This window comes from Pseudomonas coronafaciens pv. oryzae str. 1_6 (genome assembly GCF_000156995.2).
Taxonomy (GTDB): Bacteria; Pseudomonadota; Gammaproteobacteria; order Pseudomonadales; family Pseudomonadaceae; genus Aquipseudomonas; species Aquipseudomonas tremae.
Window position 1 is genome coordinate 2,323,598 of sequence record NZ_CP046035.1, and the last position, 16,996, is coordinate 2,340,593.

Below are 16,996 nucleotides of genomic sequence, written 5' to 3' on the forward strand. Positions count from 1 at the left end.
GCGGCATGAGCCGCCAACTCAGCAGCGGTTGTCATGATGTGGCCGATAGCAGTCGGCAGCAAAGCTCTGCAGCGGGCACCATGTCGGCAGCGACCAGCGAGATGACCGCCAGCATCGAGGAAATCACCCGGCATGCCGGGCAAGCTCTGGAAATGGCCAGTCAGGCCGAAGCCCTGGCCAAGAACGGCGGTCGGGTGATTCATCAAGTGGTCAATGACATGGACAGTATTGCCCGCTCCGCGCAACAGTCCGCGCAGGTCATTCGCACGCTGGACAAGGATTCGGAGGGGATCTTCAATATTATTCAGGTCATCAAGGGCATTGCCGATCAGACCAATCTGCTGGCGCTCAACGCGGCCATCGAAGCGGCTCGTGCCGGTGAGCAAGGCCGGGGGTTTGCCGTGGTGGCCGACGAGGTGCGCAGTCTGGCGGGACGCACCAGCGCTTCTACTCAGGAAATCACCACGATGGTCGCGCGCATTCAGCAGAGTACCCGCGAGGCGGTGACCAGCATGGAAGCCGGTGTCGCTCAGGTGGACAAGGGCATGGCCGTCACCGCCGAAGTAGAACGCGCGATCAGCGATATCCTCGATGCCACGCTGAGCACGACTCAACTGGTGAATGACATCACCCGCACAATTGGCGAACAGAGCCTGGCCAGCAACGAAATCGCCCATCAGGTGGAGATGATTGCCAGCATGTCCGAGGGCAACAGCCGAATCATCGTCCAGACCGCCAGCACCACAGATGAGCTATCAGCGATGGCCGGGCAGCTCTCGCAATCGGTTGACCGCTTTCAACTTTGAGACTAAATACTCCGGATCAGCGGCGCCTCAGGTGCCGCGAACTGTGTGACTGGCGAGTCATGCATTAAAGCTTTGCCACCGACTGACGTTAACCATCGCACGAGAATCACCTCTCACCCCAGGAGCAACACGATGCAGACGCTAAAGGCTTTGTACGAGTCAGTTGAAAAGCAGTTTTTCGACACACTGACCAAGAAGCTCTCAAGCCTCTTTCTGCTGGTCCTGGTCAGCGCCCTGCTGTATTGGGTGGCGCTGAACATTCGCTCCGACATCATGCTGCAACTGCGCAGCACTCCAATGGACGCTGCGGCATTGGGCAAGGTCCAGAGCCAGCTTGACGTGCTGAGCAACGCAATTCTGCTGAGCACGCTATTCACGCTGGTCATGGTCAGTTTCATGGTCTGGTACTTCCGTCACCTGATCGTGCGTCCGGTCATGTCCATGACTCGCGCGCTCGAAGAGGTCGCCAGCGGTGAGGGGGACCTGTCCAAAGACCTGCCGTTGCTCACTCATGACGAAATTCGGGTGCTGGCGAGTACCTGCAACCGCTTTCTGGCCAAGCAGCGCGAGGTCATCAGCAGTATCCAGGGGCTGACCGTGCAAATTGCGGTCGAGTCTGCACGCTCGCTGAAAAACATCAGTGACTCCAGCGACAGCGCTACTGACCAAGCACGTTTTGCCAGAGAGGTCATGGACCAGAGCAACATGGCGGTGGGCAGTATCGAGGACGTCTCGCAGCAGACTCAGGGTATTTCCAGCACTACCGCGCAAAATCTGAGCATGGCTCGCGACTCGTACGCCGAACTACTGGAGGTGACCGGCAACATCAGCCAGATATCCAGTAGCCTGAATGAGTTTGGCTCGCTGGTATCGGGTCTGAACGAGCGCTCATCCAGTATCAAATCCATTGTCGGGCTCATTCAGCAGATTTCGGCGCAGACCAATCTGCTGGCACTCAATGCGGCCATCGAGGCCGCGCGAGCCGGGGAGAGCGGGCGAGGCTTTGCCGTGGTGGCCGATGAGGTGCGTACCCTGGCACAGAATGTAAGCCGGGCTACCGAGGATATCTCGCGTAACATCGACGCGATGCTTCAGGAAGTCAGCTCCACCCACGAGCAGACCATTCAGATCAGTCACAGCGCACGCGAAACCCAGATGGTGGTGGAGCGCGCGTCCGGTCACTTCGAGAGCATGATCGGCGATTTCGAATCCACCAATGACAAGCTGGCGGACATCGCCGCGCATATCCAGCAGTTTGCGGCCACCAACACCGGCATCAATGAGCGGGTAACGCGGATTTACTCTGACAGCCAGGCCATTGATCAGCGCATGCAACACTCAGCCACTGCGACTCGTGACCTTTCAGGTGTGGCCGAGCAGGTTCAGAGCCTGCTGGGACGATTCGTGCTCGGGCATGGCGAGCTGGATGCGGCAATCACCAGAGCCAGCCAATGCCGTGACATTCTGCAAGTGCGTCTGGCCGAGCTGCACAAGCAGGGCGTCAACCTGTTTGACCAGAGCTACAAGCTGATTCCGGGAACAGACCCCAAGCAATACACCACCGGTTACACCGAGCGTTTTGCGCAGGTCTGTCAGGAGGAGTGTGACAAGCTGACCAAGGGCACCCGCGGCGGCAAGGTAACGTTCATTGTGGACAGCAAGGGGTATTGCCCGGTCAATAACAGTTGGGTCTCGCAGAAACCGACCGGCAATCGCGATGTTGACCTGCCGGTGTGCCGCAATAAACGCATGTTCTCCGACCCGATAGGCCTGCGAGCGGCGGGCAACAAGCAACGCTTCCTGTTACAGACCTATTTGCGTGATACCGGTGAGATCATGACTGAAATAGATGTGCCGTTCTTTTTCGAAGGGCGCCACTGGGGCAACTTGCGGATGGGCTTCGACGCAGCGCTGTTGCTGGGCAAGTAATGCTGCTGGAGAACTAAGGCAGCGAGGCTGACAGGCCTGCGTCAGGCGCAGGCCAGGAACGCTATTAGCCCAGAACACGCTGGGAAATGTATCTGGATATCTGGACGATAGACGTCTTGCCGGTGAACTCGAACTTCACTTTACCGATTGCCGAGAAGTAGATCTCCAGCTCTGAGTCAAGGTCGAACGTGCCCGACGTTTCAACCGACCACGCCACGATGTTTTTGTACGGCAGTGACGTGAAGTCTTTCTTGCTGCCCGTCAAACCCTGCACGTTGACCGAAATAATGCGTTTGGTTGTAAACACCACACCATCGCGCATGGATTTATAGGAGTCGATCACTTCTTCGCCGTCGAGTAGCAGCTCCTTGACCCGGTCTGCATATTCGTCATTCTGCTTGAGTTTGAAGAAGCCTTTGTTATTGAAATCAATCATCGGTCTATCCTTGATCGGTCATTCGGACGGGGATGTGCTACATGCGCAGCCCTGCGCCCGATGGAGGCTTAGAATAACATCGCTTTGCGCATTTCCTGCGGCAATGGCCGGGGAGAATGACGCGGTTTGAAGTTGAACAACGGAACGTTCACGCCGTTAAAGGCTCAATTTCTACAAGGCGCTGATTTCCAGAACGTCCCCGGAGGTGTGACTTTGAACATTCAAGAACTGACAAAACATGTAAAAGAAGAGAAGGTTCGCGAACTCGATCTGATCTCCATGGAAGGCGGATCCTACGTACTCCATGCTCGGGTGGACGGCAGCTCCGTACCTGTGCAGGACTCGACCGGCAAGACGCTGCACGTCGCCTCGGTAGAAGAAGCGCGCAAGGTACTTGCCTCAGTGCCGGATGTGAAACTGTTCATGTCCCAGGCCACTGCTTACGATGAGATGGTGGGCATGGACAGTGTTGAGCCAGAGTCTTCCCGCCACGAGATTCCGCTGCGTTCGAGCCTGTGATTACAAGGTCAGGCGCTGCGTCTGACCGCGATGCATTTGATCTCCAGCAACAGGCCGGGGTGTGCCAGTTCCGCGACGCCGATACGGGTCCAGGCACATTGACCGCGAGGGAAGATACGATTCTTTACTTCGCGAAATACCGGCATGTGTTCGCTCATCGCGACGTGATAAGTGGTCATGTCCACGATGTCTTCGAACGTACAGCCGCCTTCTGCCAGGACGGTGCGCAGGTTCTCCCAGCAGGCGATAAACTGTGCCTCCGGGTTGAGAATGACTTCCATATCCCGTGTACGTCCTACCTGCCCGGCGCAGTAAAGCGTATCGCCCACCCTTACAGCAGGGGCATAGCCTGCGCGGTCCATGATCGACTGATGGGTGGGCGGGACGATGATTTCGCGATCTGACATAGATAACACCTGTTTGTAACGCCTTGGTCTGTAACGGATGAGTGTGCAATTGTCGGGCGCGTTTAGCGTGCTTGTGGCTTGTGCCTGCTCAACTTTTCACGGCTGGCTTGGCGGCGCGCCGTGGCTTTTTAGTCGCGCCTGTAGATGCCGGGGATGCCGCAGCGCTGCGCTTTGCTGTCTTGCGTTTTTTCTTCCAGGGCGGCGCAGCGCCTGCCGGGCTGGCTGGGCCGCTGATGGTCATGCGCATGCCGACGCAACGGCTGACCTGCTTGCTCATCCAGGCCGCCTGTTTGGCGACAAACTCCTCAAGACTCATCTCGCCGCTCTGCACCATGTCCAGCGCCTGCTCCCAGATAGCCGTGGTCCCCGGGTCGGCAATGGCGCGGGGCACTGCATCGATCAGGCTGAAGGCCGCCGGCGTGGCGCACAGCGCCTTGCCTTGCTTGGTCAGGTAGCCGCGGTCCAGCAACCCCTGAATGATCCCGGCGCGGGTCGCTTCAGTGCCGATGCCGGTGGTGTCCTTGAGCTTTTGCTTGAGCAGCGGGTCTTCCACCAGTTTGGCGACGTTCTTCATTGCCTTGATCAGGTCGCCTTCGGTAAACGGCTTGGGCGGCTGGGTCCAGAGGTCCTTGAGAGTCACGTCTGCAACGGCGCACTCGCAGCCCTGAAATAACGTGGGCAGTGGTTGCGGGGCAGGTGCCTCGCGACCTTTGGCCGGTGCCAGTGCTTCTGGCATGGCACGTTTCCAGCCGGGCTCGACAATCTGTTTGCCGACGGCCCGCAACGCATGGCTCGCGCAGTCGAAATCTGCCTGAGTGCGATCATATTCGTGGTTGGGCAGGAACTGCGCCAGGTAGCGGGCTCTGATCAGGGTGTACACCGCTCGGGGTTTGCCGGTCAGACGTTCAACGCCGCGAACGGCGGCTGTGGGAATAATCCCGTGGTGGGCGGTGACCTTTGCATCGTTCCACGCACGCGAGCGACGTTGCGGGTCGAGGTGTGGCAACAGGCTTGCCAACGCCGGATCAGCCTTGCCCAGTGCGCCGATAATGCTCGCCGCTTCGCCGTGCTGGCTGTTCGGCAAGTAGCCACAATCGCTGCGCGGGTAGGTAATGACCTTGTGGGTTTCATACAGCGACTGAGCGATGTCGAGGGTTTCCTGCGCGCCGAGCCCGAGCTTTTTCGAGCAGATTTCCTGCAAGGTACCCAGATCGAAGGGCAAGGGGGCTGTCTCGCGAATGCGCTCGGTCCGCAGCTTGACCAGCCTCGCGCTGGATGCGTTGCGCATGGCTTCGGCGGCTTGTTGCGCGAGCGGCTGGTTAAGGCAGCGATCCTGATCGTCACAGGTATCGGATGGCGCGCGCCATTGGGCGATGAACGCCTGATTGTCGTGAAGCAGCTCTACGTCGATGGCCCAGAATGGCGCGGGGACGAAGTCCGCGATGCTGCGATCGCGGTCCACCACCAGGCGCAAGGTCGGGGTCTGTACACGTCCGACGGGCAATACGCCCTGGTAGCCGGACTGCCGCCCCAGCAGTGTGAACAGACGGCTCATGTTCATGCCGATCAACCAGTCGGCGCGCGACCTGCCCAAAGCCGAGTGGTACAGGCTGAAGGTGTCTGCACCTGGCTTGAGCGCTGCCAATGCCTTGCGAATGGACGCGTCGTCCAGTGCCGACAGCCACAAACGCTGAATCGGCCCGCGATAGCGGCAGTGTTCGACCAGTTCGCGGGCGATCATCTCGCCTTCGCGGTCGGCATCGGTGGCGATGACCAGTTCCTGAGCCTCGCCCAGCAACCGTTTGACCGCCTTGAACTGGCTGGCGGTTCTGGGTTTGACCAGCATTTTCCATTTTTCCGGAACGATGGGCAGGTCTTCCAGCACCCAGCGTTTGTAGCGCGCATCGTAGGCATCGGGCGGGGCGGTTTCCAGCAAATGCCCGATGCACCAGGTTACGGTGGTATTGGCTCCCACCCAGCAGCCATCGCCACGCCGGGTAGCGCCGAGCGCAGCCGCAATGTCTTTGGCCTGGGAGGGTTTTTCGCAGAGAAACAGCCGCATGACTACCGTCGTCGATTACCGGTGTGAGGCTGCAAGGATGGACGTTGAACGAACGTGGAGCAAGTTTTATCTGTATGGATATACAGATAAATAGGTGGCTGTCGCTGTCATGCGGAGCATCCGGACATGACAGCGTCGCAGGCTGGAAGGTGTCACAGGTGCCAGGCGTGCGCCATGCAGTTCAGCTCAGAAGCTCCGAAAACGCCTTGTCCGCTTCCAGCACCGCAGGCAGTCCTGCGAAAAGCGCATCCAGGTCGATCCCTTCCATCAGCGGTCCGCCGGACGCATTCTGTGCTTCGGGTGTCGCACCGCTGTGGCTTTCCAGCGCATCCGATACAGTGATTGCCTGAGCGACGATACGCGGTAACGGTGCGTTGTCCGGGGCCTGCATCGGCTTGGCCTGATAAGCGATGGCTTGCAGGATCACCTTCGGCAACTGCCAGCGCCGGGCCAGTTCGGCACCGACTTCCGGGTAGCTGAAGCCCAACTGCAGGGTTTCGCTGGCGCCGCGTCCCGGTGTGCTGGCCCTGGCTGCGTTCAGACGCTCTGCGACCTCGGGGGCGCCGGTCTGGATCAGCAGTTCGCCGATGTTGTGCATCACCCCGCAGGTAAAAGCGATTTCCGGGTCGACGCCGGTCTGCCTGGCCAGCATTCGGCAGATCCCGGCGACCTGGAAGCTTTTCAGCCAGAACCCCTTTAGATCAAAACTCGGCCCGGCCTTGAACGCACCGGTCACGGCGGAGGCCATTACCAAGGTGCGCAAGGTGTTGAAACCCAGGCGCATGGCGGCGTCTTCGATACTCGAGGAATCCCGCGATCCCCGAAAGCGTGCCGAGTTGGCGAGCCGCAGCACCTTGGCCGCGATCACCGGGTCCTTTTCTATATTACGGGCAATGCTTTCGAGGTTGGAGGAGGGGTTGTCGAACTGCAGCATCAGGTCCTGAGCCACTTTGGGAATACTGGGAAGACTGTGTAAATCGTCAAAAAGTTTTTCGATACTCAGCATGGCAAGGCCATCCTCTGCAAGGCGGGGATGTTTTCAACGATAGCCAGTTTTCCAAGCTCTGCACGTTTTGCCATCGATTGTGGGACAGCCCTCTCATGACGGCATAAAAAAATAATCAAGGACTTGTCCCTTGCGGCCGATATGACGACACAAGCAATTCCGTAATGTATCGATTCTCGTTCCTGCCTGATGCACTCAATGCAGTAAACGAGCCCTGTCGACGCTGGTTGCTGAACGGCCTGTATTTGCGCTGCTCAAGAGGCAGTGCAGTTGTGATGTTTGATTGACGATTCAGAGATCGTCCTAATTGGTTTTCGCCGTGGAAGTAACCGCTATGAAAAGTCTGGGTTTCAGCAAGAAGATCCTGCTCGCCGCCGCGTTGATCGTGGTGGTCGCGTTCAGCATGTTCATCGTCATCAATGATTATCGGCAACGTCAATCGCTTAAATCCAGCGTGAAGTCCGAGCTGCAACAGCTGGGCACATTGACGACGCAAAATATCCAGACCTGGCTGGAAAGCCGCATTCAGCTGCTGCAATCGATGTCTCAGCAAATTGCGGTAGACGGCAAAGAGTTGCCACAGTTGCAGCGCGCAATCGGCGTACCGACCTACAGTGACAACTTTCAGCTGAGCTATTTCGGCAGTACCGAAGGCGTGATGTTTTCGGTTCCGTCGGCCAATCGTCCTGCTGACTATGACCCGCGTGCGCGAGGCTGGTACAAGGCAGCGCAGAATGCGACCGGCACCATCGTCACCGAGCCGTATATCGCGGCTTCGTCCGGCAAGCTGGTTATGACCATGGCAACGCCGGTCAAGTACAAGAATGAGTTTGTGGGTGTTGCCGGCGCCGATATTGCCCTGGACAACGTTACAAAGATCATCAATTCGCTGAACTTCGGCGGCCACGGTTATGCGTTTCTGGTCAGTGCCGAAGGCAAGATTCTGGTCCACCCGGACAGCAAACTGGTCCTCAAGAACATTAGCGAAGCCTACCCGGTCAACACCCCTAAAATCAGCACTGGCGTAACCGAGATCGACTCTGGCAACGAGCCGGAAATCATCTCGTTCACTCCGGTACAAGGCGTGCCGTCTGCCAACTGGTACGTGGCGCTGGTGCTTGAACAGGACACGGCCTATGCGATGCTTTCTGAGTTTCGTACCTCGGCCATCACCGCAATGGTGGTGGTCGTGCTGGTTATCATCCTGCTCCTGGGCCTGTTGATCCGCGTGTTGATGCAACCGCTGCACCAGATGGGCCGTGCGATGCGCGACATCGCTGATGGCGAGGGTGACCTTACCAAGCGCCTGGCTATCACCTCGCAGGACGAATTCGGCGCACTGGCAGAATCGTTCAACCACTTCGTCGAACGCATTCATACGTCGATCCGCGAAGTCGCCTCCACGGCGGCGCAACTGGGCGAAGTCGCCACGCGTGTGGTCAAGGTTTCCAACGCATCGATGGGCAACTCCGATCAACAAGCTCATCGCACTGAAAGTGTGGCAGCCGCCATCAACGAACTGGGTGCTGCTGCGCAGGAAATCGCTCAGAACGCCGCGCGCACGTCGCAGCAATCCAGCGATGCCAGCGGGCTGGCCAGTGATGGTCAAAACGTGGTGCAGCAAACCATCAAGGCGATGAACGAGCTGTCCGGCAAGATCAGTGAGTCCTGCGTGAACATCGAGAGCCTAAACGGCAAGACGGCCAACATCGGCCAGATTCTCGAGGTGATTACCAGTATTTCCCAGCAGACTAACCTGCTGGCACTGAACGCGGCTATTGAAGCGGCGCGTGCCGGTGAAGCGGGGCGTGGCTTTGCGGTGGTAGCGGATGAGGTGCGCAACCTGGCGCATCGCACTCAGGACTCCGCGCAACAAGTGCAGAAGATGATCGAAGAGCTGCAGGTCGGTGCTCGTGAAGCGGTGATCAACATGACCGAAAGTCAGCGCCAGAGCGAAGACAGCGTCGGTATCGCCAACCTGGCCGGTGAGCGTCTGGGTAGCGTGACCCGCCGCATCGAAGAGATCAACGGCATGAACCAGTCGGTCGCGGCGGCAACCGAAGAGCAGACCTCGGTGGTCGAGTCGATCAACGTCGACATCACCCACATCAACACCCTCAACCAGCTGGGCGTGGACAACCTGCGCCAGACCCTGGAAGCCTGCAATTCTCTGGAGGAACAAGCTGCCCGGCTACAGCAACTGGTAGGCAGCTTCAGGATCTGATCCAGCTGCTCTCTGCGCCCCTCCATGCCCTGAAGCGGGCGGCGCAGGAGCGGACCCAAGCCCAGTCTGCGGGCACCTAAAAACGTATGTACGCTGAGCGCTGCGTGGGGTGATGCTCTGCATCACACATGGGCGCTTTGCAACACCCCTTGCGACAAACTGTTATCAGCTCGTCACTTGCGGTTCATGAGGCTGCAACAACACAGGTCCAGTTTGGTTGACACCGAATACGACCTGTCCCGGGTCGTGCCAAGACCGAGAAGCCTCATGGACGCAGCCATTCATGTCGAAGGCCTGAACAAGACTTTCTCGCACAAGAGTGCTCTCGTAGACCTCGCATTGTCTATACAACCTGGCGAAATGGTTGCCTTGATCGGGGCTTCCGGCTCCGGCAAGTCGACGTTGCTGCGCCATCTTGCAGGCCTGGCCTGCTGTGATCGTGGCAATGGCGGTCAGGTCCGTGTGCTGGGCCGCGAGGTTCAGTCTTCGGGCCGTCTCAACAGCCAGGTGCGCCGTTTGCGCGCCGACATTGGCTACATCTTCCAGCAGTTCAACCTGGTCAACCGTCTCAGCGTACTGGACAACGTATTGCTCGGCTGCCTGGGCCGCATGCCACGCTGGCGCGGTAGCCTGGGGCTGTTCAATAGCGAAGAGAAACAGCGAGCCATGGCCGCGCTGGATCGGGTAGGGCTGGCAGACCTTGCCGGGCAGCGTGCCTCGACGTTGTCAGGTGGCCAGCAGCAACGCGTCGCAATCGCCCGTGCACTTACCCAGCGCGCTGAAGTCATTCTGGCGGACGAACCTATCGCCTCGCTGGACCCCGAGTCCGCCCGCAAGGTCATGGAAATCCTCGCCGACATCAATCGCCGCGACGGCAAGACGGTCGTGGTCACGCTGCATCAGGTTGATTATGCCGTGCGCTATTGCCCGCGTGCCGTGGCCCTCAAGGGCGGACGGATCCATTACGACGGCCTGGCCAGCGACCTCAGCAAGACGTTCCTCAACGACCTGTACGGTGCAGACGAGGATGCCAGCCTGATGATTACCGAACGAAGCCGTCGTGTCCGCCAGAAGCCGCGTCTGGCGCTGGCCAAAGTCTGATGACGCTCACCATCAACCGCCGTTGCATCAACCTCATTACCAGGAGAGCTTGCATGTTCAACCGTATCGGTCGCGTCCTCGCGTCTGCCGCCTTGCTGACCGCCTGCTTGCTGGGCACTGCTCATGCAGCAGAAGAGAAAGTCATCAATTTCGGCATCATGTCCACCGAATCGTCGCAGAACCTGAAAAGTATCTGGCAGCCGTTTCTCGATGACATGAGCAAGAAAACCGGCCTCAAGATCAATGCCACCTTCGCCTCGGACTATGCCGGGCTGATTCAGGGCATGCGCTTTAATAAGGTCGATGTGGCCTGGCTGGGCAACAAGGCTGCACTGGAAGCAGTGGACCGCTCCAATGGCGAAATCTTTGCGCAGACGTCGGCGGCCGACGGTGCCCCCGGTTACTGGAGCCTGTTGATCGTGCGCAAGGACAGCCCGATCAACTCGGTCGAGGACATGCTCAAGAATGCCAAAAACCTGACCTTCGGCAACGGTGATCCCAACTCCACGTCGGGTTATCTGGTGCCAGGCTATTACGTATTCGCCAAGAATCACGTAGACGCCTCCACCGCGTTCAAGCGCACGCTCAACTCCAGTCATGAAGTCAATGCACTGAGCGTCGCCAAGGGCCAGCTGGATGTCGCGACGTTCAACACCGAAAGCTGGGATCGCCTGGCCGTGACCCAGCCGGACAAGGTCAAGGAGCTCAAGGTGATCTGGAAGTCGCCGCTTATCCCGTCCGACCCGATGGTCTGGAGCAAGGCTCTGTCGAACGAAAACAAGGTGAAGATTCGTGAGTTTTTTGCCAGTTACGGCGATACCGACGAAGAGAAAGCCGTCCTCAAGAACATGCAACTGGGCAAGTTCCTCCCCTCCAGCGACGACCAGTTGTTGCCGATTCGCCAACTCGAGCTGTTCAAGCAGCGTACTGAAGTTGTCTCCAGTACTACGCTGGACGCGCAGGAGAAAGCCAGCCGCCTCAAGGAAATCGACGCGAACCTGAGCAAATTGCAGGAGCGCATCACCGAGTTGAATCAGAAAACCGCAGCCAGTACTGCAGGCTGATATCAGTCTGCCAACAGGAGGTCGTCATGACCACTCACGCTGCATATATCCACCTTGCGGGCAAGCACAACTGGTCAAGGTACCTGGGCTGGGGGCTGCTGCTGGCCGCGTTGGCCTGGGCCTGGCAAGGCGCCGAGATGAACCCGATGGCACTGGTGCGCGACTCGTCGAACATGGCGACCTTTGCTTCGGACTTCTTTCCGCCTGACTTCCGCGAATGGCGCAGCTACCTCAAGGAAATGCTGGTAACCCTCCAGATCGCCCTGTGGGGCACGGCGCTGGCGATTGTCTGTTCGATACCGCTGGGCATTCTCTGCGCCGAAAACATAACGCCGTGGTGGGTTCACTTGCCGATACGGCGTTGCATGGATGCGTTTCGCTCGATCAATGAAATGGTCTTCGCCATGTTGTTCGTGGTGGCGGTCGGCCTCGGGCCGTTCGCCGGGGTGCTGGCGTTGTGGATCAGCACCACCGGGGTGCTGGCCAAGCTGTTTGCCGAAGCCGTGGAAGCCATAGAACCCGGACCGGTCGAGGGTGTGCGTGCCACTGGGGCCAGCGCATTGCAGGAAGTGATCTATGGCGTCATTCCGCAGGTCATGCCGTTGTGGATCTCCTATGCTCTATACCGTTTCGAATCGAACGTGCGCTCGGCGACGGTAGTGGGGATGGTCGGGGCAGGCGGGATCGGGGTTATTCTCTGGGAAAACATCCGTGCCTTTGCCTTTGTCCAGACCAGCGCCGTGCTGCTGGTCATCATCGTCGTGGTCAGCGCGATCGACATTGTTTCGCAGCGCCTGCGCAAGCAATTCATTTGACTAAAGAGGGGTGTTCAGATGAACACTTTTTTTAAACATGCAGTTGTCTAGACAAGTTACTCCGATGTACCGCGAGCTCGCCAATACATTGCGTGAAGAGCTGGGCACTTATCAGCCTGGCGACTTTCTACCGGCCGAATTTCAACTGGCCGAGCGCTTCAGCGTCAATCGTCACACCATCCGCCGTGCGGTCGATGAGCTGGTGCGCGAGGGCAGCGTCTTGCGCCGCCAGGGCAAGGGCACTCAAGTGCTGGAGCGCCCGTTGATTTATCCGATGCAGGCCGACAGCGCCTACAGCAAGTCATGGTCGGCGCAGGGCCTGGGAGTGGAGGCGATTCTGCTGCAACGCCGCGAATGCCAGGCAACGAGTGAAGATGCCCTGCATCTGGGGCTGGAAGAACACGCGCCGCTGATCGAGCTGCAGACCCTGCGCAAGCTGGACGGGCAGGCAGTAAGCCTGATTTTTCACCGCTACAGCGCCCGCTACAGCGGGTTGCTGGCCGATTATCACGGAGGTTCGGTGCGTCAGTATCTGGCCGAGCGCGAGCTGCCGTTGAGCCGTGTGCAAAGCCTGATTGGCGCGCGCCTGCCATCCCGTGAAGAGGCCGGGCTGCTGCTGATGCCCCGGCATATGCCTGCGCTGACGGTGCTGACGGTTTCCTCTGATGCCTCCGGGCAAGCTGTGGAGCTTTCCAGATCCGTGAGCCGCGCCGACCGTTTCCAGTATCAAGTCACGACCCCAGTGGCGACTCCCATAAAGACGACCTGACACCGAGGTGTTCCATGCAGACAACTCCTGAAACAGCTGCGCGTCAGCGCTGGATGGGCGTACTGGCCCGCGCCCACGTCGACGAGCCGGGCCGCGAACAGTTCAACCGTCACGAAGCGGCATTGCGTGATGCCGACTACCAGATGATCCGCGCCCCTGAAATCGGCATGACGCTGGTGCGCGGGCGTATGGGGGGGACTGGCTCGGCCTTCAATCTGGGCGAGATGAGTGTCACGCGCTGCGTGGTTCGCCTGGCCGACGGGCGCACTGGCTACAGCTATCTGGCAGGACGCGACAAGCGACACGCAGAGTTGGCTGCCCTGGCCGACGCCCATCTGCAGGGCGCGCAGCAGGCTTGGTGGCTGACCGAACTGATCGAGCCCCTGGTGCGTGCGCAAGCCGAGTGCCGGGCGCGCAAGGACGCTGAAACCGCTGCGACCAAAGTGGAATTCTTTACCCTGGTCCGAGGAGAAGACTGATGAATGCCGTTCTGCTGCAACCCGCTTTCACTGAACCCGTACTCGATGCGCAGCGCAGTTTCCGGGTGGCGCTCAAGGCGCTCGCCGGCCCAGGCGTGATTCAGGCCTTGCCCGCGCGGCATCAGCCGCCTGCATTGCAGGGGCTGGACGCCGCGACCCACGCCTTGTGCCTGACCTTGCTGGACCTGGATACGCCTGTCTGGCTGGCGCCGGCATTCGATACGCCGGCGATTCGCGCGAACCTTTCGTTTCATTGCGGCAGCCCGATTGTTGCTGATCGAAAAGCTGCGCGCTTTGCGTTGCTTGATGGGCCAGCAGCTCAGGACCTTGAAGGTTTTGACACGGGCAATGATCGTTACCCGGATCAGTCCTGCACGCTGCTCATCCAGTTGCCGAGCCTTGAGGGCGGGCCTGAAATGAGCTGTGTCGGCCCGGGCATCGAGCGTCAGAACAGCGTGAAGTTACCGCTCGACGAGCGATTCTGGAACGAACGCGAATCGCGCATCGAATTTCCGTGCGGGCTGGATATGTTCTTCGTGTCGGGCAATCAAATGCTCGGTTTGCCACGCAGCACCCGCGTGCAGGAGTGTGCCTGATGTACGTTGCCGTGAAGGGTGGCGAACAGGCCATCGATAATGCCCACCGCCTGCTGGCCAGCAGGCGCCGTGGCGATACAGGCATCGCTGAGCTCGATGTCGAACAAATCCGTCAGCAGCTGCCGCTGGCCGTTGCAAGGGTCATGAGCGAAGGCTCGTTGTACGACCCGCAACTGGCTGCGCTGGCGATCAAGCAGTCGGCAGGCGACCTGGTCGAGGCGATCTTTCTGTTACGTGCTTACCGCACGACCCTGACGCGCTTTTGCGCCAGCCAGCCTATCGACACTTCGAACATGCAGCTCGACCGGCGCTTGTCTGCCACCTTCAAGGACCTGCCGGGCGGTCAGTTACTGGGGCCGACCTTCGACTACACCCATCGTCTGCTGGATTTCACCCTGCTGGCCGAAGGCGAGCATTCGGGGCCGAATGCGGCTGCGGAGGCGACGCTGGAGCCTTGTCCACGCGTGCTGGGCTTGCTGGCCAGAGAAGGGCTGATGAAGCCCGAGGTCGATGACGGCGAAAGCGTGGCGGACATCACCCGTGAACCGCTGGAGTACCCCGCCAGTCGTGCCCAGCGCTTGCAGGCGCTGGCGCGTGGCGATGAGGGCTTTTTGCTGGCACTGGGTTACTCGACCCAGCGCGGTTATGGCCGTAATCACCCGTTCGCCGGAGAGATCCGTATCGGCACCGTCGAAGTCTGGCTCGAACCCGAAGAACTGGGGTTTCCGATTTCAATTGGCGACATCGAAATCACCGAGTGCGAGATGGTCAACCAGTTCGTTGGCTCGGCGAGCGAACCGGCGCAGTTCACTCGCGGTTACGGGCTGGCGTTCGGCAACGCAGAGCGCAAGGCAATGGGCATGGCGCTGGTGGACCGTTCGTTGCGCGCTGAAGAGTTCAACGAGGAGATTCGCTCGCCTGCGCAACAGGAAGAATTCGTGCTGGCGCATTGCGACAACGTCGAAGCCGCAGGCTTTGTTTCGCACCTCAAGCTGCCGCATTACGTGGACTTCCAGTCTGAACTGGAGTTGATCCGCAAACTGCGCAAATCCGCACCGAAACCGGAGAGGGACCAATGAGTACTGCCCCCATTAGCACTGCGCAACCAGCACCAGGGCGGGACGAGGCTTACAACTTCGCTTATCTGGACGAACAGACCAAACGCATGATTCGTCGCGGGCTGCTCAAGGCGGTCGCGATTCCCGGTTATCAGGTGCCATTCGGTGGGCGCGAAATGCCGCTGCCTTACGGCTGGGGAACCGGTGGCATGCAACTGACGGCCACGATCCTCGGTGACGACGACGTGCTGAAAGTCATCGATCAGGGCGCTGACGACACCACCAACGCGGTGTCGATCCGGCGCTTTTTTGCCCGTACGGCAGGCATCGCCACCACCGAGCGTACCCCGGAGGCTACCGTCATTCAGACCCGCCACCGGATTCCGGAAACGCCGCTGCACGCCGATCAGATCATGGTCTATCAGGTGCCGATTCCCGAACCCCTGCGTTTCATCGAGCCCTCGGAAACCGAGACCCGCACCATGCACGCCCTGGATGATTACGGCGTCATGCACGTCAAACTCTACGAAGACATCGCCACCTTCGGCCACATTGCCACCAGCTACGCCTACCCGGTGATGGTCGATGATCGTTACGTGATGGACCCGTCGCCGATTCCGAAATTCGACAACCCCAAGCTGCACATGAGCCCGGCGCTGATGCTGTTCGGTGCAGGCCGTGAAAAACGCCTGTACGCCGTACCGCCTTTTACCCGAGTAGTGAGCCTCGACTTCGAAGATCACCCCTTTGAAGTTCAGCGCTGGGAGCAATGCTGCGCCATTTGCGGCAGTCACGACTCGTTTCTCGACGAACTGATTCTCGACGACGCCGGCACCCAGAGTTTTGTCTGCTCCGATACCGATTACTGCTCCCAGCGTGTCAAACAGCAGGAGAACGCACGATGATCAGTGCCCTTTCTTTGAATTCCGAGGCCGAGCGCCAGGCAGAACCTGTGCAGCCGCTGCTCAAGGTCCGGGGGCTGACCCGACTGTACGGAGTGCAGAAGGGCTGTCAGGACGTCAGTTTCGACCTGTACCCCGGCGAGGTGCTGGGTATTGTGGGTGAATCCGGCTCGGGCAAATCCACTCTATTGTCGCTGCTGAGCGGACGTTGCCCGCCGGATCGCGGCAACATCGATTATCGCGGTACGGATGGCGACTGGCTGGATCTGTACAGCGCCAGCGAGGCGCAGCGTCGCACGTTACTGCGCACTGAGTGGGGTTTTGTCGAGCAAAACCCGCGTGACGGTCTGCGCATGGGCGTGTCGGCCGGGGCCAACATCGGCGAACGGCTCATGGCCCAGGGCGTGCGCAATTATCAGCAGCTGCGTGGTGCGGCGGTGGATTGGCTGACTCAGGTGGAGATTGATCCGCAACGCATCGACGACCTGCCGCGCACGTTTTCCGGCGGCATGCAGCAACGCCTGCAAATCGCCCGCAATCTGGTGTCCAGCCCGAGGCTGGTGTTCATGGACGAACCCACCGGCGGGCTGGATGTGTCGGTGCAGGCACGCTTGCTCGATCTGCTGCGCGGGCTGGTTCGCGAACTGGACCTGGCGGTGGTGATTGTCACTCATGACTTGGCGGTGGCAAGGCTGCTGGCGGATCGGCTGATGGTCATGCGCCGCTCGAAAGTCGTGGAAAGCGGCCTCACCGATCAGATCCTCGATGATCCGCAGCATCCGTATTCGCAGTTGCTGGTGTCCTCGGTGTTGCAGCCATGAGC

The 16,996-nt window shown here is 59.5% G+C and carries 17 protein-coding genes and 1 pseudogene; 14 read left to right on the forward strand and 4 right to left on the reverse strand.

The window, feature by feature from the left end; translation table 11 throughout:
* Nucleotides 1-80 precede the first annotated feature (80 nt).
* Complete coding sequence (locus tag POR16_RS27030; RefSeq protein WP_371906712.1) at nucleotides 81-806, forward strand: methyl-accepting chemotaxis protein; 726 nt, start codon at nucleotides 81-83, stop codon at nucleotides 804-806.
* 132 nt (nucleotides 807-938) lie between these two features.
* Nucleotides 939-2,735 carry a methyl-accepting chemotaxis protein gene (locus POR16_RS10555; protein WP_005893392.1) on the forward strand — a complete coding sequence of 599 codons (1,797 nt, stop codon included), beginning with the start codon at nucleotides 939-941 and terminating at the stop codon, nucleotides 2,733-2,735.
* A 64-nt stretch (nucleotides 2,736-2,799) separates the two neighbouring features.
* Here POR16_RS10555 and POR16_RS10560 read toward each other — a convergent pair whose 3' ends face one another.
* Complete coding sequence (locus tag POR16_RS10560) at nucleotides 2,800-3,171, reverse strand: PH domain-containing protein (protein WP_005893391.1); 372 nt, start codon at nucleotides 3,169-3,171, stop codon at nucleotides 2,800-2,802.
* A gap of 207 nt (nucleotides 3,172-3,378) precedes the next feature.
* Between POR16_RS10560 and POR16_RS10565 the strand changes: the two genes are divergently transcribed.
* Nucleotides 3,379-3,690 carry a DUF6482 family protein gene (locus tag POR16_RS10565; protein WP_024669066.1) on the forward strand — a complete coding sequence of 104 codons (312 nt, stop codon included), beginning with the start codon at nucleotides 3,379-3,381 and terminating at the stop codon, nucleotides 3,688-3,690.
* An 8-nt stretch (nucleotides 3,691-3,698) separates the two neighbouring features.
* On the opposite strand, the gene POR16_RS10570 is transcribed toward POR16_RS10565, so the two are convergent.
* From POR16_RS10570 to POR16_RS10580, 3 genes are all read right to left on the reverse strand, one after another.
* A complete protein-coding gene (locus POR16_RS10570; RefSeq protein WP_005893389.1) occupies nucleotides 3,699-4,097 on the reverse strand; it encodes a RidA family protein in 399 nt (132 codons plus the stop codon).
* Nucleotides 4,098-4,185: 88 nt separating this feature from the next.
* On the reverse strand, nucleotides 4,186-6,159 hold the full coding sequence (locus POR16_RS10575) for a DNA topoisomerase III (protein WP_005893387.1): 1,974 nt from the start codon (nucleotides 6,157-6,159) through the stop codon (nucleotides 4,186-4,188).
* A 181-nt stretch (nucleotides 6,160-6,340) separates the two neighbouring features.
* Entirely contained in the window at nucleotides 6,341-7,165 is an 825-nt protein-coding gene (locus POR16_RS10580; RefSeq protein ID WP_005893386.1) for an HDOD domain-containing protein, read from the reverse strand.
* Between the two features lie 403 nt (nucleotides 7,166-7,568).
* Between POR16_RS10580 and POR16_RS27035 the strand changes: the two are divergent.
* The 11 genes and pseudogenes from POR16_RS27035 to phnK all read left to right on the forward strand — a co-directional run.
* Nucleotides 7,569-8,531, forward strand: a pseudogene (locus tag POR16_RS27035) (HAMP domain-containing protein); the annotation flags it as partial.
* A 93-nt stretch (nucleotides 8,532-8,624) separates the two neighbouring features.
* The gene (locus POR16_RS27040; protein WP_371903751.1) at nucleotides 8,625-9,389 is read left to right on the forward strand and encodes a methyl-accepting chemotaxis protein; all 765 of its coding nucleotides are present in this window, start codon (nucleotides 8,625-8,627) and stop codon (nucleotides 9,387-9,389) included.
* 267 nt (nucleotides 9,390-9,656) lie between these two features.
* A complete protein-coding gene (gene phnC / locus POR16_RS10590; RefSeq protein WP_005893384.1) occupies nucleotides 9,657-10,490 on the forward strand; it encodes a phosphonate ABC transporter ATP-binding protein in 834 nt (277 codons plus the stop codon).
* Nucleotides 10,491-10,543: 53 nt separating this feature from the next.
* Nucleotides 10,544-11,554 (forward strand): phosphonate ABC transporter substrate-binding protein, encoded by a 1,011-nt coding sequence (phnD, locus tag POR16_RS10595; RefSeq protein WP_005893383.1) that lies wholly within the window; start codon nucleotides 10,544-10,546, stop codon nucleotides 11,552-11,554.
* A gap of 26 nt (nucleotides 11,555-11,580) precedes the next feature.
* Entirely contained in the window at nucleotides 11,581-12,369 is a 789-nt protein-coding gene (gene phnE, locus POR16_RS10600; RefSeq protein WP_024689862.1) for a phosphonate ABC transporter, permease protein PhnE, read from the forward strand.
* Nucleotides 12,370-12,406: 37 nt separating this feature from the next.
* On the forward strand, nucleotides 12,407-13,138 hold the full coding sequence (phnF, locus tag POR16_RS10605; protein WP_042932590.1) for a phosphonate metabolism transcriptional regulator PhnF: 732 nt from the start codon (nucleotides 12,407-12,409) through the stop codon (nucleotides 13,136-13,138).
* A 14-nt stretch (nucleotides 13,139-13,152) separates the two neighbouring features.
* Entirely contained in the window at nucleotides 13,153-13,617 is a 465-nt protein-coding gene (phnG, locus tag POR16_RS10610; RefSeq protein ID WP_005893378.1) for a phosphonate C-P lyase system protein PhnG, read from the forward strand.
* Nucleotides 13,617-14,213 (forward strand): phosphonate C-P lyase system protein PhnH, encoded by a 597-nt coding sequence (gene phnH / locus POR16_RS10615; RefSeq protein ID WP_005893376.1) that lies wholly within the window; start codon nucleotides 13,617-13,619, stop codon nucleotides 14,211-14,213. Before phnG ends, phnH begins: the two co-directional genes overlap by 1 nt.
* Nucleotides 14,213-15,292 carry a carbon-phosphorus lyase complex subunit gene (locus POR16_RS10620; protein WP_122323379.1) on the forward strand — a complete coding sequence of 360 codons (1,080 nt, stop codon included), beginning with the start codon at nucleotides 14,213-14,215 and terminating at the stop codon, nucleotides 15,290-15,292. Before phnH ends, POR16_RS10620 begins: the two co-directional genes overlap by 1 nt.
* Nucleotides 15,289-16,176: an alpha-D-ribose 1-methylphosphonate 5-phosphate C-P-lyase PhnJ gene (locus POR16_RS10625; protein WP_005893370.1), complete on the forward strand. Its 888-nt coding sequence runs from the start codon at nucleotides 15,289-15,291 to the stop codon at nucleotides 16,174-16,176. The genes POR16_RS10620 and POR16_RS10625 overlap by 4 nt, the downstream gene beginning before the upstream one ends.
* Entirely contained in the window at nucleotides 16,173-16,994 is an 822-nt protein-coding gene (phnK, locus tag POR16_RS10630; protein ID WP_005893366.1) for a phosphonate C-P lyase system protein PhnK, read from the forward strand. Before POR16_RS10625 ends, phnK begins: the two co-directional genes overlap by 4 nt.
* The last annotated feature ends 2 nt before the right edge of the window (nucleotides 16,995-16,996 follow it).

Excerpts from the sequence above, each read along its gene's own strand:
- POR16_RS27030 (WP_371906712.1), top strand. The coding sequence starts at position 81 with ATGTCGGCAGCGACCAGCGAGATGACCGCCAGCATCGAGGAAATCACC.
- POR16_RS10555 (WP_005893392.1), top strand. The coding sequence starts at position 939 with ATGCAGACGCTAAAGGCTTTGTACGAGTCAGTTGAAAAGCAGTTTTTC.
- POR16_RS10560 (WP_005893391.1), bottom strand. The coding sequence starts at position 3,171 with ATGATTGATTTCAATAACAAAGGCTTCTTCAAACTCAAGCAGAATGAC.
- POR16_RS10570 (WP_005893389.1), bottom strand. The coding sequence starts at position 4,097 with ATGTCAGATCGCGAAATCATCGTCCCGCCCACCCATCAGTCGATCATG.
- POR16_RS10575 (WP_005893387.1), bottom strand. The coding sequence starts at position 6,159 with ATGCGGCTGTTTCTCTGCGAAAAACCCTCCCAGGCCAAAGACATTGCG.
- POR16_RS10580 (WP_005893386.1), bottom strand. The coding sequence starts at position 7,165 with ATGCTGAGTATCGAAAAACTTTTTGACGATTTACACAGTCTTCCCAGT.
- POR16_RS27040 (WP_371903751.1), top strand. The coding sequence starts at position 8,625 with ATGGGCAACTCCGATCAACAAGCTCATCGCACTGAAAGTGTGGCAGCC.
- phnC (WP_005893384.1), top strand. The coding sequence starts at position 9,657 with ATGGACGCAGCCATTCATGTCGAAGGCCTGAACAAGACTTTCTCGCAC.
- phnD (WP_005893383.1), top strand. The coding sequence starts at position 10,544 with ATGTTCAACCGTATCGGTCGCGTCCTCGCGTCTGCCGCCTTGCTGACC.
- phnE (WP_024689862.1), top strand. The coding sequence starts at position 11,581 with ATGACCACTCACGCTGCATATATCCACCTTGCGGGCAAGCACAACTGG.
- phnF (WP_042932590.1), top strand. The coding sequence starts at position 12,407 with ATGCAGTTGTCTAGACAAGTTACTCCGATGTACCGCGAGCTCGCCAAT.
- phnG (WP_005893378.1), top strand. The coding sequence starts at position 13,153 with ATGCAGACAACTCCTGAAACAGCTGCGCGTCAGCGCTGGATGGGCGTA.
- phnH (WP_005893376.1), top strand. The coding sequence starts at position 13,617 with ATGAATGCCGTTCTGCTGCAACCCGCTTTCACTGAACCCGTACTCGAT.
- POR16_RS10620 (WP_122323379.1), top strand. The coding sequence starts at position 14,213 with ATGTACGTTGCCGTGAAGGGTGGCGAACAGGCCATCGATAATGCCCAC.
- POR16_RS10625 (WP_005893370.1), top strand. The coding sequence starts at position 15,289 with ATGAGTACTGCCCCCATTAGCACTGCGCAACCAGCACCAGGGCGGGAC.
- phnK (WP_005893366.1), top strand. The coding sequence starts at position 16,173 with ATGATCAGTGCCCTTTCTTTGAATTCCGAGGCCGAGCGCCAGGCAGAA.